This is a genomic window from Rhodococcus sp. H36-A4, from assembly GCF_027158005.1.
Lineage (GTDB): Bacteria > Actinomycetota > Actinomycetes > Mycobacteriales > Mycobacteriaceae > Rhodococcoides.
Map to the genome: position 1 here is coordinate 378,879 of NZ_JAPVLQ010000003.1, position 12,595 is coordinate 391,473.

12 protein-coding genes are annotated in these 12,595 nt (G+C 61.8%); 6 read left to right on the forward strand and 6 right to left on the reverse strand.

The window, feature by feature from the left end:
- Positions 1 to 60: 60 nt before the first annotated feature.
- Both O1W68_RS10850 and O1W68_RS10855 read right to left on the reverse strand, forming a co-directional pair.
- Entirely contained in the window at positions 61 to 558 is a 498-nt protein-coding gene (locus O1W68_RS10850; RefSeq protein WP_269303745.1) for a PPOX class F420-dependent oxidoreductase, read from the reverse strand.
- 69 nt (positions 559 to 627) lie between these two features.
- Positions 628 to 1,329, reverse strand: coding sequence for an IclR family transcriptional regulator (locus O1W68_RS10855; RefSeq protein ID WP_269303444.1), 702 nt, complete (start codon positions 1,327 to 1,329; stop codon positions 628 to 630).
- A 152-nt stretch (positions 1,330 to 1,481) separates the two neighbouring features.
- Here O1W68_RS10855 and leuC point away from each other — a divergent pair, with 152 nt between their 5' ends.
- The 3 genes from leuC (at position 1,482) to O1W68_RS10870 (ending at position 4,424) form a co-directional block, all read left to right on the forward strand.
- Positions 1,482 to 2,906, forward strand: coding sequence for a 3-isopropylmalate dehydratase large subunit (gene leuC / locus O1W68_RS10860; protein ID WP_136169323.1), 1,425 nt, complete (start codon positions 1,482 to 1,484; stop codon positions 2,904 to 2,906).
- 50 nt (positions 2,907 to 2,956) lie between these two features.
- On the forward strand, positions 2,957 to 3,574 hold the full coding sequence (gene leuD / locus O1W68_RS10865; protein WP_269303447.1) for a 3-isopropylmalate dehydratase small subunit: 618 nt from the start codon (positions 2,957 to 2,959) through the stop codon (positions 3,572 to 3,574).
- A 148-nt stretch (positions 3,575 to 3,722) separates the two neighbouring features.
- On the forward strand, positions 3,723 to 4,424 hold the full coding sequence (locus tag O1W68_RS10870; RefSeq protein ID WP_269303449.1) for an HU family DNA-binding protein: 702 nt from the start codon (positions 3,723 to 3,725) through the stop codon (positions 4,422 to 4,424).
- A gap of 91 nt (positions 4,425 to 4,515) precedes the next feature.
- On the opposite strand, the gene O1W68_RS10875 is transcribed toward O1W68_RS10870, so the two are convergent.
- The 3 genes from O1W68_RS10875 to cofC are packed head-to-tail and all read right to left on the reverse strand — an operon-like array spanning position 4,516 to position 8,399.
- Positions 4,516 to 5,451, reverse strand: coding sequence for a bifunctional NUDIX hydrolase/histidine phosphatase family protein (locus O1W68_RS10875; protein ID WP_269303451.1), 936 nt, complete (start codon positions 5,449 to 5,451; stop codon positions 4,516 to 4,518).
- On the reverse strand, positions 5,451 to 7,688 hold the full coding sequence (locus tag O1W68_RS10880) for an RNA degradosome polyphosphate kinase (RefSeq protein WP_269303452.1): 2,238 nt from the start codon (positions 7,686 to 7,688) through the stop codon (positions 5,451 to 5,453). Before O1W68_RS10880 ends, O1W68_RS10875 begins: the two co-directional genes overlap by 1 nt.
- 60 nt (positions 7,689 to 7,748) lie before the next feature.
- The gene (gene cofC, locus O1W68_RS10885) at positions 7,749 to 8,399 is read right to left on the reverse strand and encodes a 2-phospho-L-lactate guanylyltransferase (protein WP_269303453.1); all 651 of its coding nucleotides are present in this window, start codon (positions 8,397 to 8,399) and stop codon (positions 7,749 to 7,751) included.
- Between the two features lie 122 nt (positions 8,400 to 8,521).
- Here cofC and O1W68_RS10890 point away from each other — a divergent pair, with 122 nt between their 5' ends.
- Together O1W68_RS10890 and O1W68_RS10895 are read left to right on the forward strand one after the other, a co-directional pair.
- On the forward strand, positions 8,522 to 9,520 hold the full coding sequence (locus O1W68_RS10890) for an NAD(P)H-dependent glycerol-3-phosphate dehydrogenase (RefSeq protein ID WP_269303456.1): 999 nt from the start codon (positions 8,522 to 8,524) through the stop codon (positions 9,518 to 9,520).
- A 52-nt stretch (positions 9,521 to 9,572) separates the two neighbouring features.
- Positions 9,573 to 10,679, forward strand: a complete 1,107-nt coding sequence (locus O1W68_RS10895; RefSeq protein ID WP_269303457.1) for a D-alanine--D-alanine ligase family protein — start codon at positions 9,573 to 9,575, stop codon at positions 10,677 to 10,679.
- Positions 10,680 to 10,688: 9 nt separating this feature from the next.
- Here O1W68_RS10895 and O1W68_RS10900 read toward each other — a convergent pair whose 3' ends face one another.
- Positions 10,689 to 11,288 (reverse strand): DUF3515 domain-containing protein, encoded by a 600-nt coding sequence (locus O1W68_RS10900; protein ID WP_442972324.1) that lies wholly within the window; start codon positions 11,286 to 11,288, stop codon positions 10,689 to 10,691.
- A 247-nt stretch (positions 11,289 to 11,535) separates the two neighbouring features.
- Between O1W68_RS10900 and O1W68_RS10905 the strand changes: the two genes are divergently transcribed.
- The gene (locus O1W68_RS10905) at positions 11,536 to 12,549 is read left to right on the forward strand and encodes a thiamine-phosphate kinase (protein ID WP_442972325.1); all 1,014 of its coding nucleotides are present in this window, start codon (positions 11,536 to 11,538) and stop codon (positions 12,547 to 12,549) included.
- Positions 12,550 to 12,595 lie beyond the last annotated feature (46 nt).

A 12,595-nucleotide genomic window follows, 5' to 3' on the forward strand; every position in this document is an offset into this window, starting at 1 on the left:
GAGAAAAAGGTACCGCAGAATGAGAGCGGAGATCGACCCCTCTGTCCCCGCTCTCACCCGCTACAAGTATTCGGCTGTGGATCCGCCCAGTGGAATGGCGGGCAGGCCGAGCTTGCGGTGATCCCACGAACGTGTGCGGTCGACGACGACCCTGACTGCAATCCGCTTCTTCATCATCTGCTCCACCATCGGACGCACTTGTTCCGAATACGGCCCGGTGTACCGTTCCCACACGCTTATGCCCACTGCAGAGATCGACTCGGGGTCGTCGAGTATCTCCGCTCTCCCTTCGATGGAGATGCCGCGGAGAGTGTCATAGGTGTTGCCGTCCTCGACGAGCACCGTGATCCGTGAGTCACGACGAATGTTGACGGCCTTCTGAGACTTCGCCTTCGTCTCGAACCACACCTCGCCGTCGATGACGCCGTACCACATCGCTACGAGGTGAGGTTGTCCATCGGCTCCGATGGTTGCGAGAGTCGCAACCCGGCTTCTCTCGATGAACGTCGAGATTTCGACTTCGGTCATTGTTATCTGCGCGCGCTGATTAGTTCCCACGTTCATTGCATATCAGAGAATGGGCCGCAAAGGACCGTGGATCGGTCACCGATGCTGGATCTGTTCGTGTCAGAGTCGTTTGTGTATCGCCTCGGCGGCAGCGAGGAGATCTGCGGCCCAACGCGCACCGGGTCTCCGGCCGATTCGGTCGATGGGTCCTGAAACCGATACAGCGGCGATGACATTTCCTGCCGAATCCCGAACCGGGGCTGCGACGCTGGCGACCCCTGGCTCCCGTTCCCCGGCGCTCTGAGCCCAACCCCGCCTGCGGACTTCGATCAGCACACGCTCCCCGAATTCTGCATCCGGCAGAACGGTGCGCTGTGTCTGCGGATCGGCCCAAGCGAGTAGAACTTTGGCCCCCGAGCCTGCTGACATGGGAAGGCGGGCGCCGACGAGAACAGTGTCGCGCAGACCCGTCGGCGGTTCCATCGAGGCGACGCAGACCCGTACGGTGCCGTCACGCCGGTAGATTTGCACGCTTTCGCCGGTGATTTCGCGCAGGCGCGGCAGGACGGATGCTGCTGCGTCGAGCAAGGTGTCGGTGGCACTGGCCGCGAGTTCGGCCAGGCCCGGCCCGGGTCGGAAGAACCCGTGCGCGTCACGTGCAACGAGTCTGTGGACTTCGAGGCCGACGGCCAGGCGATGTGCGGTGGCGCGGGGGAGCCCGGTTCTTATGCAGAGATCACTCAGCGTGCACGGTTCCGCGGCAACCGCATGGAGAACCCCCATCGCTTTGTCCAGAACACCGATGCCGCTATGCTGTCTCATAGACCGATACTAGCGTCTCGCATCGTGGGAATGCACATTTGGGAATGTGCTCGCCCACGGCGGGAGATACGTAATGTCGGTGCGATAGCGCGACGTGGGCCAGCCCGTAGTCCACCGGCGCGACACACATCAGAAAAAGGTTGGTGGCATTGATGGCCGGCACAGCACGCACTCTGGCAGAGAAGGTATGGGATCAGCACGTCGTCGTTCGAGGCGGCGGTGAAGGGGGCTCCCGGGAACCCGATCTCATCTTCATCGATCTCCACCTCGTTCACGAGGTGACGAGTCCGCAAGCGTTCGACGGTCTCCGCCTGGCCGACCGCCCGCTGCGTCGGCCGGATCTCACCATCGCAACCGAGGACCACAACGTCCCGACGGCCGATATCTTTGCGCCGATCGCGGATCTCGTCTCGCGTACCCAGGTCGACACTCTTCGGAGGAACTGCGAAGAATTCGGAGTTCGCCTGTACCCCATGGGCGATCTCGATCAAGGAATCGTGCACATCATCGGACCTCAACTCGGTCTGACGCAGCCGGGTATGACAGTTGTCTGCGGAGACAGTCATACCTCTACCCACGGTGCATTCGGGGCGATCGCGATGGGAATCGGCACCAGCGAGGTCGAACATGTGATGGCCACGCAGACTCTGTCGCTGCGGCCGTTCAAGACTATGGCCATAACCGTGGACGGAGAATTGGCGCCCGGGGTGACGAGCAAGGATTTGATTCTGGCCGTCATCGCCAAGATCGGAACGGGTGGCGGGCAGGGATACATACTCGAATACCGTGGCGAAGCCATTCGCAAGCTTTCGATGGAAGCTCGAATGACCATCTGCAACATGTCGATCGAGGCAGGTGCGCGTGCCGGCATGATCGCGCCCGACGAGATCACGTACGAGTACATCAAGGGCCGGCCGCATGCCCCACAGGGAAGCGACTGGGACGCCGCTGTTTCGGCGTGGGAGGAACTCGCAACGGACGCAGACGCAGTCTTCGACAATGAAGTCCACATCGATGCTTCCAGTCTCACTCCGTTCGTCACGTGGGGCACGAACCCCGGTCAGGGTGCGCCACTGGCGGATCGGGTGCCGAACCCGGCCGACATGACCGACGAGGGAGAAAAGCTCTCGGCCGAGAAGGCATTGGCGTATATGGGTCTCGAAGCGGGGACGCCACTTCGAGAGGTGTCGATCGACACAGTGTTCGTCGGTTCGTGCACGAACGGACGCATCGAAGATCTGCGTGCCGTCGCGGGAGTCCTGGAAGGACGGACGGTGGCGAAGGGGGTGCGCATGCTCGTGGTGCCCGGATCGATGCGAGTTCGCGCCCAGGCCGAAAAAGAAGGTCTCGGCGATATCTTCACTGCCGCAGGAGCCGAGTGGCGCCAAGCCGGATGCTCGATGTGCCTGGGCATGAACCCCGATCAATTGGCCGTAGGGGAGCGATCGGCGTCGACGTCCAATCGAAATTTCGAGGGTCGGCAAGGCAAAGGCAGCCGTACGCACCTTGTCTCGCCATTGGTCGCGGCTGCCACCGCGGTCAGGGGGACGCTGTCGTCCCCGGCCGATCTTGATTAGTTCGTTTACCCAAGCCGCCTGATCGTTCGTCAAACGTAGGAGATTTTTCGATGGAAGCCTTTATCCGCCACCAAGGAATCGGCGTGCCTCTGCGCCGTTCGAATGTCGACACCGACCAAATCATTCCTGCGGAGTACCTGAAGCGGGTGACGCGCACCGGTTTCGAAGACGGACTCTTCGCAGCATGGCGTAACGACCCGGATTTCATTCTCAATGTGAGTCCCTACGACCGAGGCTCGGTCCTGGTTGCCGGCCCCGACTTCGGGACCGGATCTTCCCGCGAGCATGCAGTGTGGGCGCTATCGGACTTCGGATTTCGGGTCGTGATCGCATCTCGTTTCGCCGACATCTTTCGTGGGAACTCCGGAAAGGCGGGGCTTCTCGCGGCGGAAGTCGAGCAGAGCGACGTCGAATTGATCTGGAAAGCTCTCGAGGAACAGCCCGGTCTGGAAATTCTTGTCGATCTCGAATCGAAGATCATAACGGCCGGAACACTGGTGGTGCGCTTTGCCATTGACGACTACACGAGATGGCGCCTACTGGAAGGTCTGGACGACATCGGACTGACATTACGCCAGGTAGAGGCCATCTCCGAGTACGAAAAGTCAAGGCCTTCATGGAAACCTGCGACACTTCCGGCACGTATCGAGGAACCTCTCGAAGGGTGACGCGGGAGGGCTCCGACACGCTTTGCGGCCCTGTCACATTCCGCGAAACCTGATGAGAAATGGCGTGGCGCATAGACTCTTGACGACTTGGGGTTTACCGTTGTAGTAGTCGGTCCGACGATGGACCACAATATTGCGGAGGAATTCCATGAACAAGGCAGAGCTGATTGACGCCCTGACCGAGAAGTTGGGGTCGGATAGGCGGAGCGCCACAGAGGCTGTCGAGAACATCGTCGACACCATTGTGCGTGCGGTCCATCGCGGCGAGAGCGTAACCATCACTGGTTTCGGCGTCTTCGAGCAGCGTCGTCGTGCGGCGCGTGTCGCCCGCAACCCGCGCACCGGCGAGACGGTTCGCGTCAAGCCGACCAACGTCCCCGCATTCCGTCCGGGTGCTCAGTTCAAAGCAGTGATCGCCGGCGGACAGAAGCTTCCCGCAACCGGACCCGCAGTAAAGCGTGGATCCGCTTCGTCGCCAGCGAAGAAGACTGCTGCAGCGAAGAAGACGGCCGCCAAGAAGGCCGCAGTCAAGACCACAGCACGCAAGACCACAGCCGCGGCCAAGAAGGCTGCACCGGTCAAGACCGTCGCAAAGAAGGCAGCTCCCGCCAAGACCGTCGCGAAGAAGGCAGCTCCCGCCAAGACGGCGGCACGTAAGACAGTGGCAAAGAAGGCTCCTGCAAAGGCGCCGGCCAAGAAGGCCACGACCACTGCTGCTGCGAAGAAGGCTCCGGCCAAGACTGCAGCGAAGAAGGCTACGCCCACTGCTGCGAAGAAGGCTCCGGCCAAGGCTGCAGCGAAGAAGACGGCGGCAAAGAAGGCCCCGGCAAAGCGCGCAGCTCGTAAGTAGTTCTCGATTCAGTAGTCGACGAACGGACAGAAAACAGGGCCCCAGGCAGCGTCTGCCGGGGCCCTGTTTTCGTGTGTGAAGATCGACAGGTTCAGTCCTCGGCCGGAATCACCGGCAATGGGCTGGCAAGGTGGTCTGCGGCAATCAACCGACCATCGTGGAGTGAGAGTACCCAGACGCTGCCCTTGCGATTCCGGTTCGGCGGGAGTTTCACGCCGTCCTCATCGGCCCACGACTGCAACAGATCCGGGATGACTTTCCCCTGGCTGCACACCGCTCGGACACCACCCGCCGAGGCGATCGCCCGTGCACGGGCGCGCGCACCAGCGGGATTCGCCCAATAGCCCTCCTCGGATAGCAGCGGCTCCAACATGATCTCTTCACCGAGCCGATCGGCCAAAGGTTGCACTGTTTGAACACAACGGCGCCTGTCGGCGGAGTGGACGCCATCAGCTCCGAATGCCAGTAGCTGAGCCACCAGCGCGTCGGCCTGCGATTGTCCGACCTTGTCCAGCGGCCGCAACGTGTCGTCGCCCTTGTATCGCGAACGTCGCCCGGCACGCCCATGTCTGACGAGAAGGACGGTGTCGGTATCGGGCGGCTTCTCGAGAAATCTACGGAGAATCTTCCGATCCATCGGGTACGACAACTCCTCCGATGCCTCGATCGGTGAGACCCAGCGGAGCTCATCGACTTCGTCGTTCGGTTCGAACTTGCCGTCGTACGCTTCTGCCGTCCAGTAGTCGACCTTCTTTATCCGTCTATGCCCGGGAACGGGATACGTGACCTTGGACAGGTATCGACCGAAGCGTGCGGCGAACCCGGTCTCCTCCTCGACTTCTCGGACGGCCGCCACTACCGCAGTCTCTCCAGGATCGATCTTTCCTTTCGGAAAAGACCAGTCGTCATACTTCGGCCGGTGAACCAGTGCGATGCTGATCTCCCCGTTCACGCCCTGAGGTTTCTGCCACAGAACCGCGCCGGCGGCAAAAATGTTGGCAGGCAGTGGCGTGCTGCGGCTTGCCATTACGAAGCCTGGCTTCGACGACTACGCATCAATTCCTGTTGGTGTTCGCGGACCTTCTCGCCATGGGCGGGGGACGCAGCCCAGCCACCGTCCGCGCGCAGTTCCCAGCAACGAGTCGTCGGATCGAGGGCAGACTCGAAAATTTCGTCCAGCTGATGAGTGAGACGTGGATCCTTCACCTGCGCCATGACTTCGACGCGACGGTCGAGATTTCGGTGCATCATGTCTGCACTTCCAATCCAGAACTCATCGGCACCCCGAAAATTGAGTACGCGAGAATGCTCGAGGAATCGACCGAGAATGGAACGTACTTCGATGTTCTCACTCAGACCGGGTACGCCCGGCTTCAGTGCGCAGATTCCGCGTACGACGACCTGAACCGAGACACCCGCCGCTGATGCGCGGTAGAGGGCATCGATGACTTGCTCGTCGACGAGGGCGTTGGCCTTGAGCCGAATTCCGGCCTCACCGCCTGCCAGCTTGCGTTCGATCTCGCCTTCGATACGTTCCACGATGCCCCTGCGCACTCCGTATGGAGCTACGAGGAGGTTGCGATAACTGGTCTTTCGCGAGTACCCGGTCAAAGAGTTGAACAGATCCGTGAGATCGGCGCCGATCTCCGGCGAGGAGGTCAGCAAGCCCACGTCCTCGTAGATTCGAGCGGTCTTCGGGTTGTAATTGCCGGTTCCGATGTGGCAGTACCGTCGGATCACAGAGCCTTCGCGGCGAACCACCAAGCACGTCTTGCAGTGCGTTTTCAGTCCTACGAGTCCGTATACGACATGGACCCCTGCCTTTTCGAGCTTGCGCGCCCATTCGATGTTGGCTTGCTCGTCGAATCGCGCCTTGATCTCCACGAGTGCCACCACCTGCTTGCCCGCACCTGCGGCATCGACGAGAGCGTTGACGATGGGGGAGTCACCGGATGTTCGATACAAAGTTTGCTTGATGGCGAGAACCTGAGGGTCGGCCGCAGCTTGCTCGATGAAGCGCTGGACGCTGGTGGAGAAAGAATCGTATGGGTGATGTACCAGTACATCCCCGTCGCGAAGGGTGGAGAAGACGCTCTTGGGTGTTTCACGTTCCCCGAACGCCGGATGCGTTGCAGGGACGAACGGCGCGTCCTTGAGGTTCGGCCGGTCCACGCCGTACACCTGCCACAGGCACGAGAGGTCCAGCAAGCCTGGAACCTGGATCACGTCACCAGGGTCGACGTCCAACTCGCGCAGCAGCAATTCGAGCATGTGCTCGGTCATGTCGTCTGCGATCTCGAGTCGAACCGGAGAGCCGAATCTGCGACGCGCGAGTTCGCGCTCCAGTGCTTGGAGGAGATCCTCGTCGCGATCTTCCTCTACCTCGAAGTCGGCGTTGCGAGTGATGCGGAAGGCGTGGCTTTCCACCACGTCCATGCCAGGGAACAGCACATCGAGATGTGCGGAGATTACTTCCTCCATCGACAGAAACGCATCGATGCGATGGCTGCCGTCGCCGCGTCGGACTCGGACGAAACGATCGACATTGTCCGGAACCTTGACGCGTGCGAAGTGCTCACCCGCGGTGGCGTAATCCTTCACTGTTACAGCAAGATTGAGGCTCAATCCGCTGATGTAGGGGAACGGGTGGGCCGGGTCGACCGCGAGCGGTGTGAGGACCGGAAACACTTGTTCGTGGAAATATCCGGACAGTCGCTGCCTCTCGTCCGCATCGAGATCCGACCAGCGGATGATCGCAATGCCCTCGGAAGTCAGTTCCGGGAGGATGGCGTCGAGGAGGACGCGAGCATGGCGGTGTGCGAGTTGTTGAGTGCGCTCACCGATCAGAGCCAACTGCTCACGCGGTGTGAGACCGTCCGCAGAGCGAACCGACAACCCTGTCTCGTCGCGCCGCTTCAGGCCTGCCACACGCACCATGTAGAACTCGTCCAAATTGGACGCGAAGATGGCGAGGAACTTCGCCCGCTCCAGAAGTGGGAGCGATGAATCCTCCGCGAGCGCCAGAACTCGAGAGTTGAAGTCGAGCCAGCTCAATTCCCGGTTCAGGTACCGGTTCTCGGGCAGTGCATCCGCGGCGTCCAGAGAATCGAGCGCAGTAGTCGCGGGAAGCGATGTGGGATTTCCTGGCTTCGGGTTCGTAGGCGGTGCACTCGACTGCACTGTGTCGGTGCTGCCGTCGGACTCTGACGATCCGGCGGAGGCGGCTGGTCCTTCACTGTTGCTCACCGTCCGATCATCCCCCATTCGGGTGGACTGTGAAACTCGGATCGGTGAATTGTCCGGGTCTACTTCGTCGGCGATAGGTCACCAGCCGAGCGAGTGCAACACTTCCGTCGTTGCGCGACCCACACCGAGTTCGAAAGCGAGCCGAACGTCGGTGATCGTATCGACGTCCAGACGCAGTCCTGGCCAGTGGCCGTCGAGGTCGAGTGCGCCGGAATCTTGATGACGTTGTGCCGATGCCGGGCCGAACAGTGGGTCGAAACGACCCGTAGTGCCCTTCAGGATCAACGCCGCTGTACCGGTCCCATGATGGTCGCTGACTATGGAGCGGCCATCGGGTCGAGCACGTGCATACGCCTGCGCCAATTCCTCGCTGCGCAGGGCGGGTAGATCGGCTTGGAGTGCGACGATGTCGAGTCCATCCTGCGCTCGGATTGCCGACGCAGTAGTGGAGAACGCAGAGTTGAGCCGTGTCGAGGAGTCCTCGAACGGAATGCTCGACGGCTCCCGCGCAACGCGCGCAAGCATGCTTTCGGCAATCTCTGCGACCGCAGGATCGGGAGTCACCACCGTGATCCCGACGACCGACTCGACGGCCCGAGCGGCCTCGACCGTATCGCGAAGCATCGCCACGACGAGCCGTGCACGATCGGCAGCGGTGAACGAGTCGGCCAACCGAGACTTGGCGGTAACCAGGTCCCTGACGGCAATCACCACGTGCGCTCTTCCCATGACGGTCCATTCTGTCAGCGACTCGAGTATCAGTGGAGTTCGGCCTCGGCAACGCCTCGGACAGATACTGTGGTCCGGCGTGGTCCACATGATTTCTTGGCGATCAAAGAAGGTGGCGTTCGATGACCAAAGCAGCGGTACTCGGTTCTGGATCGTGGGGAACCGCATTCGCGAAGGTGCTCGCGGACGCAGGCACCGACGTCACGATGTGGGCCAGGCGTCCGGAATTGGCCGAGTCGATCAACGATAGTCACGAGAACACGGACTATCTGGCGGGAATCACACTGCCATCCTCGATCTCGGCCACGAGTGATCCAGGCCGAGCACTGGACGGTGCGGACATCGTCGTTCTCGCCGTACCGTCACAGTCGCTTCGGGACAACCTCGCCGTGTGGGCCGACTCGATTCCGGCCGACGCAACTTTGCTCAGCCTCGCCAAGGGGATCGAGACCGGGACACTGCTACGTATGAGTCAGGTCATCAGCCAGGTGACCGGAGCCGATCCGAGTCGAATCGCAGCGTTGTCCGGCCCGAATCTCGCTCGACCGATCGCCGAGGGGCAACCGGCTGCCACCGTTATTGCATGCTCGGACTCCAGGCGTGCTCTGGAGGTTCAAAAGTCCTGTGCAACTGGGTATTTCAGGCCGTACACGAATTCGGACGTCATCGGGGTCGAAATTGGTGGAGCGTGCAAAAATGTGATCGCGTTGGCGTGCGGCATGGCCAGCGGAGTCGGGTACGGCGAAAACACGCTCGCCTCGATCATGACTCGCGGTCTCGCCGAGATCATCAGGCTCGGCTCGGCGCTCGGGGCGAAACCTGCAACCCTTGCAGGCTTGGCAGGCGTCGGTGATCTGGTGGCGACCTGTTCGTCGTCGCTGTCACGAAATCGATCCTTTGGAGAACGGTTGGGCGTCGGTGGGTCGATGGAGAGTGCCCAGGCGGCAGCGCACGGTCAGGTCGCCGAAGGCGTCAAGTCCTGCACTTCGGTGCGGGCTCTGGCGGAGAGTTACGACGTCGAGATGCCGTTGACCGACGCGGTGCACCGCGTGTGCCACAGCGGACTGTCGGTCCCTGATGCAGTGGATCATCTGCTCGGCCGTCGGATCAAGCCCGAGTAGCGTCGGCGGGCCACGTCGAGGCCCCTCTTCGGGGTGACGGTACGGTTTCGCCGTGAGCAATCCTCGTACCAGAGTCGCCCTGATCTTCGGTGGTCGGAGCAACGAGCACGCCGTTTCCTGCGTATCCGCAGGTAGTGTGCTCGACAACATCGACCGTGAACGATACGACGTGATTCCCATCGGTATCACCACCGATGGTGCATGGGTTCTCGGTGCCACCGACGTCGACGAACTTGCCATTCGCGGACGGTCCCTGCCGTCGGTGGACAAGAACGGTACGGCTCTGGCGTTGACAGCAGACCCCACCCGGCGCGGTGCCATCATCGGTCTCGGTGAGGAGGACGCGGGAAAGATTTTGGCGTCGGTGGATGTCGTGTTTCCCATTCTGCACGGCCCGTACGGCGAGGACGGCACGCTACAGGGACTCCTCGAGCTCGCCACCATTCCCTACGTCGGGCCTGGAGTGTTCGCCAGTGCCGCCGGCATGGACAAAGAGTTCACCAAGAAGCTACTGGCATCGGAGGGGCTGCCGGTCGGCAAGCAGATCGTGCTCAGGCGAGGCACCGACGCACTGACGACCGACCAACAGGAATCGTTGGGCCTGCCTGCGTTCGTCAAGCCGGCGCGTGGCGGATCGTCGATCGGTATCACGAGAATCGTCGGATGGGACCAGCTTCCGGCTGCGGTGGCAGAGGCTCGCCGACATGATCCGAAGGTGATCGTGGAGGCCGCAATTCACGGACGTGAAGTCGAGTGCGGAGTCCTCGAGTTTCCGGATGGATCCATCCGAGCGAGCGTCGTGGCCGAGATCAGAATGCCCGACGCGGCAGCCGACGATCACACGTTCTACGACTTCGACAGCAAGTACCTCGACAACGTGTGTGAATTCGACGTTCCGGCACTTCTGACCGAGGACATCAGCGAATCCATCCGCTCTGCAGCAGTCGGCGCATTCCGTGCCTTGGACTGCCAAGGCCTGGCCCGCGTCGACTTCTTCGTCACAGACGAAGGAGCGGTGATCAACGAGATCAACACGATGCCGGGATTCACCTCGATTTCGATGTTCCCGAAGATGTGGAATGCGACCGGCGTCGACTATGGGACGCTGATCGACACCCTCATCCAGACCGCACTCGCGCGCGGTACCGGGTTGAGATAAGTCGATTACCTACCGAAGTGGGGCCGGATCGAGAGGCGACTGCGCGAGTGAGTCCGAAATAGCAGTCGAGGCATCTTGCAGCGGCGTGGGTCCGGACCCGTTCGGTACGGTCAGCGCCACGTACACCGGGCGATCTACGGCGAACCACGTGCTCGCCTCGATGCCCGAGTCGGCGCCGGAGACTTCGAACCACTGAACACCGTTGATCACCTGCAAAGGGGCTGCGACATCGAATCCGTCGGGACGGCTCAGGCCGCACCGCAAGACCACGGGCTCGGATGTGTCGTCGTCGAGCGCCCACGCTCGGGTTGCGAGCGGTGCCGGATCGGCGAGATCGACGCTCGCGTAGTCGCCGAGTGATATTGGTAAGGCATCGACGAGTGCGCTGCAGTCGGCACTGTCTGCAGCAGGAGCGTCGACCGGACCAAGAGCCTCGGGTGCCCGCGTCGAGGTTCCGGATATCGATACGGCAGCCACGATGAACCCGACCATTAGGGCAACGGGAAGTGCGATCGCGGTCGCGATCACGGCGGGATGGCGCTTGTTGGGCTCGGGCTCGGGGTTGGGTTCGGGCGCGCGATCGTCGGTATTCATCGTCCTCGGTGTCATCAGGAGTCGTTGTCGTACATTCGACAGGTCAGCGTACGGGTGATCGCATCGACCTTCTGAACGCGGCCGACGATGTCGCCGAGTTTCGTCCGACTTCGGTCTGTACCGATACGAATGCTTGCACCATGACCGGCCCCTTCCGAAATCCTCGACCGTGACACCGAGGTAGTGTCGCGGTGGTTTCTCGTGCGCGTCGAAAGTTATCAGGCCTCTGCTCGGCCGCAGCTGAAAGGCACCACAGAGGTCGGTGGCAAGCCCGCCGCACCAGATTCGTAGGAGGAAGATCATCGACGACGAAGATCGTGGCGAAGTCCGGCAGCGAACCGTTGCGGAGATCGGCGAATTCGCGGTTATCGACCGCGCCACTCGTGGGCGCGTGCAGACCGTTGACTCGATCCTGGGTCCGGGTGACGACGCTGCCGTCGTCGCCGCACCGGACGGCAGGGTCGTCGTGACCACGGACATGTTGGTGCAGGGCAGGCACTTTCGTCTGGACTGGTCCAGCCCGGTCGATATCGGCCGGAAGGCGATCGCGCAGAACGGTGCGGACATCGCTGCAATGGGAGCGCGGTGCACCGGATTTCTCGTTGCTCTGGGGTGTCCGGCCGACACGCCCCTTTTGGTCACGGATGGCGTGACCGAAGGGCTGTGGCGGGAGGCGAGCCGGGCAGGCGCCGGAATCGTTGGTGGCGACCTCGTGCAGAGCGACAGCTTGGTGATTTCGATCACGGCGCTCGGTGACCTCGGTGGGAGATCTCCGATCCTGCGGTCTGGGGCGGAACCGGGCGACGACGTTGCCGTTGCTGGACGGTTGGGGTGGTCGGCAGGCGGTCTCGCTGTGCTCCTCGCGGGATCGGTACATCATCGCAGCCTCGTGGAATTCCACCGCGCTCCGCAACCCGACTACCTTCAAGGGATCTCCGCCGCGGTCAATGGTGCGACATCTTTGACGGATGTGTCCGACGGGTTGATCGCCGATCTCGGCCATATCGCCCAGGCATCCTCGGTCGCCATCGATCTCAACACCGAATCGATCACACTGGACGAAGAGATTGTCGACGCCGCACACGATCTCGGTTCGTCTGCGCTCGACTGGGCACTCACCGGAGGAGAGGATCACTCGTTCGTAGGCACCTTCCCGATGGATGCCTCGCTCCCTGCCGGGTGGATTCGGATCGGCCGGGTCCGCGAGGGTGCCGGGGTCACCGTCGACGGTCGGAAGTTCTCGGGTGAGAACGGGTGGTCGAGTTTTTCGACCTGACAGTCGAGGACGTCTCCGGCATCGTCGGCGGCTTCACCCAGGTCGG

What these genes read in the sequence shown, in the direction of transcription:
- O1W68_RS10855 (WP_269303444.1), bottom strand. Translation starts at nt 1,329, where the DNA reads ATGAGACAGCATAGCGGCATCGGTGTTCTGGACAAAGCGATGGGGGTT.
- leuC (WP_136169323.1), top strand. Translation starts at nt 1,482, where the DNA reads ATGGCCGGCACAGCACGCACTCTGGCAGAGAAGGTATGGGATCAGCAC.
- leuD (WP_269303447.1), top strand. Translation starts at nt 2,957, where the DNA reads ATGGAAGCCTTTATCCGCCACCAAGGAATCGGCGTGCCTCTGCGCCGT.
- O1W68_RS10870 (WP_269303449.1), top strand. Translation starts at nt 3,723, where the DNA reads ATGAACAAGGCAGAGCTGATTGACGCCCTGACCGAGAAGTTGGGGTCG.
- O1W68_RS10875 (WP_269303451.1), bottom strand. Translation starts at nt 5,451, where the DNA reads ATGGCAAGCCGCAGCACGCCACTGCCTGCCAACATTTTTGCCGCCGGC.
- O1W68_RS10880 (WP_269303452.1), bottom strand. Translation starts at nt 7,688, where the DNA reads ATGGGGGATGATCGGACGGTGAGCAACAGTGAAGGACCAGCCGCCTCC.
- cofC (WP_269303453.1), bottom strand. Translation starts at nt 8,399, where the DNA reads ATGGGAAGAGCGCACGTGGTGATTGCCGTCAGGGACCTGGTTACCGCC.
- O1W68_RS10890 (WP_269303456.1), top strand. Translation starts at nt 8,522, where the DNA reads ATGACCAAAGCAGCGGTACTCGGTTCTGGATCGTGGGGAACCGCATTC.
- O1W68_RS10900 (WP_442972324.1), bottom strand. Translation starts at nt 11,288, where the DNA reads ATGACACCGAGGACGATGAATACCGACGATCGCGCGCCCGAACCCAAC.